The sequence below is a fragment of the Trebonia sp. genome, assembly GCF_049794275.1.
In the GTDB taxonomy this organism is placed as follows: Bacteria; Actinomycetota; Actinomycetes; order Streptosporangiales; family Streptosporangiaceae; genus Trebonia.
Window position 1 is genome coordinate 1 of sequence record NZ_JBARCR010000478.1, and the last position, 2,464, is coordinate 2,464.

3 protein-coding genes are annotated in these 2,464 nt (G+C 69.7%); all 3 read left to right on the top strand.

Features of this window, described 5'->3' with window-relative positions:
* A partial coding sequence (locus WA805_RS13085; RefSeq protein ID WP_424559661.1) for a hypothetical protein occupies nt 1-276 on the top strand: 276 nt, incomplete at its 5' end.
* Between the two features lie 461 nt (nt 277-737).
* Nucleotides 738-2,267: a long-chain-fatty-acid--CoA ligase gene (locus WA805_RS13090; protein WP_425242465.1), complete on the top strand. Its 1,530-nt coding sequence runs from the start codon at nt 738-740 to the stop codon at nt 2,265-2,267.
* Nucleotides 2,264-2,464 (top strand): hypothetical protein (locus tag WA805_RS13095; protein ID WP_425242466.1); only part of this gene is annotated, 201 nt, incomplete at its 3' end. The genes WA805_RS13090 and WA805_RS13095, both read left to right, overlap by 4 nt.

A 2,464-nucleotide genomic window follows, 5' to 3' on the forward strand; every position in this document is an offset into this window, starting at 1 on the left:
TTCCGTACGTACATGCTGATGCTGCTCACGGGCGCGCCCGTGCTCATCAACGACCCGATAGCCCGGCATTTCCTTGAGCAGGCCCAGTACCTCGGCGGGCAGATGGCCCGCATTCTCGCGGCGATAGCCAAGTCACCGAAGGGCGCGGCCGTCCCGGGCGACGGGCTGCAGGACGCAGTGCGACAGCTCCAGAGCGCCGCGGCACCGCTTCTTCAGCTGCTCACGCCCGGGATGCGCGACGCCATCAACGGCATCGGCCAGACCGCCGAAGAATAGGCCCGTGTCCACTGGCGCGGCGGCCGGCCTGAGCCCGCTGATTTCATCAGCGCCGCGGCTGAGGTCTTGCCAGGCCCGGCCGTCGTAGACTCTGGTCCTTCAACCTGTATGCAGAGGGCGTCCCAGTCGGCGGGTAAGGCTCCGTTGTCCGTGCGGACAGCCGATCGCGGATCGTGTTGTCCGCCAGGCCATGGCACTATCCCGGCTGCCGGCAGACCATGAGGAGGTCAGCAGCCGTTCATCTAAGGGGGCCGCCATGGGTCTCGAAGCTGGCCTCGGAGAAGCCCTCCGCACCGACTACTTCATGCTCCGCGAGGAGTTCACCCCCGCGCAGCTTGACTACCTGGAGCGGACTCGCGGGTTCGTGCACGAGGAGATGCTGCCGGTCATCAACGGCTACTGGGAGCGGGCTGGCCGGGACATCACTGGCTGTCCGCATTCACCGCAGGAGCGTGATCATCATGACCAACCTGTCCCTCAACCTGCGCGAAGCCGCGCAGATGTACCCAGACCGCCCAGCCTTGCGGCTCGACTCCACCACCTTTACCTACGCGCAGCTCGACGACCTCAGCGCGCACGCCGCCGGCTGGCTGCGCGAGCGCGGGCTGCGGCCGGGCGACCCGGTGGGCATCATGCTGCCCAACGTGCCGCACTTCCCGGTCTTCTACTACGGCGTGCTGCGCGCCGGCGGCGCGATCGTCCCGATGAACCCGCTGCTCAAGGCCCGCGAGGTGGCCCACTACCTCGGCGACTCCGGCGCCAGCCTGGTGCTCGCCTGGGAGACCTTCGCCGACGAGGCGGCCGCCGGGGCGGAGAAAGCCGGGGCCGCTGCCGTTACGATCAGCGCCGCGACGCTGGACGACGTCGCCACCTGGACGCCATCGCCAGAGGTGGCGCCGCGCGCCGACGGCGACACTGCGGTGATCCTGTACACCTCGGGAACCACCGGCACCCCGAAGGGCGCGGAGCTGACGCACGCCAACATGCGGAAGAACGCCTCCGTGACCGCCACGACGCTGCTCGACCTCGGCCCTGACGACGTGGTGATGGGCTGCCTGCCGCTGTTCCACAGCTTCGGGCAGACCTGCGGGCTGAATGCCGCGGTGGTGTCCGGCGCCTGCCTGACGCTGATCCCCAGGTTCAGCCCGGCGGCGGCGCTGCAGGTGATCGAGCGGGACCGGGTCACGGTGTTCGAAGGCGTGCCGACCATGTACGTCGGCATGCTCGGCGAAGCAGCCAGTACCACCGCCGACACCTCGTCGCTGCGGCTGTGCGTCTCCGGCGGCGCCGCGCTCCCCGTCGAGGTGCTGCACGGGTTCGAGAAGGCCTTCGATGCCGTGATCCTGGAAGGCTACGGGCTGTCGGAGACCTCGCCGGTGGCCACGTTCAACCGGCGCGACCGCCGCAAGCCCGGCTCGATCGGCCTGCCGATCGAGGGCGTGCAGCTCATGCTGGTCACCGTCGACGACAGCGGCGGCGAGATCCCCGTCACAGAAACCGGCGAGATCGGCGAGATCGCCATCCGCGGGCACAACGTGATGAAGGGCTACCGGAACCAGCCAGAGGCGACGGCGGCCGCGATGCGCGGCGGCTGGTTCCGCACCGGCGACCTTGCAACGGTTGACGAGGACGGGTTCTACTACATCGTGGACCGCAAGAAGGACATGGTCATCCGCGGCGGCTACAACGTGTACCCGCGGGAGATCGAGGAAGTGCTCTACGAGCACCCGGCAGTCCTGGAGGCAGCCGTGATCGGGATCCCGCATCCGTCGCTCGGCGAGGAGGTCGGCGCCGCCGTCACGCTCCGCCCCGGCACGGCCTGCACCCCGCAGGAGCTGCGCGATTACGTGAAGGAGCGGGTCGCCGCCTACAAGTACCCGCGGCACGTGTGGCTGACGGACGGGCTGCCCAAGGGCCCCACCGGCAAGCTGCTCAAGCGCGAGATTACGATCCCCGCGGACGTGCTGTCAGCGACGGCGGCGCGGTCATGAGCTCCGATCCGGCGGACGCCGCCTCGCCTGACGCACCGGAGTCCGCGGCCGCGCTTGACTTGCTCCTTACCCAGGCGGCGCTCGGCCCGCTGCAGCGGTTCTTCCCCGGCCGCTCCGCGCTGCGGTTCGCCGCGGCGCTCGCCAGCCGTCCCGGCCTAGTAGCCGGGCAGGCCTCGAGCCTGACCGCGGAACTAGCC